Raw genomic sequence first — 258 nt, 5'->3', positions numbered from 1 at the left:
TCCAACAGCAATCAAATGCATCATTTTGATGCTCATAGCTTTTTAAGTGCTTAACGGTTTTAATGCCTTATGATTGAAAAATCACCTGTTGTTTTTGCTCAAACGCATCACACTTATGCGCCGTTTATCAACCTTTTATGAACATTAAACCAATCAACCTGTCAATATAATTGCACATAGCAAAAAAGGCTGCTCAACTTCCTACTGCAACCTTACACCTCAACTGTATCAAAAACATTACGATCGTTAAAATAACCT

The organism is Bartonella sp. MR168JLCBS (genome assembly GCF_042194175.1).
Note: the sequence above shows the minus strand (reverse complement) of the source record.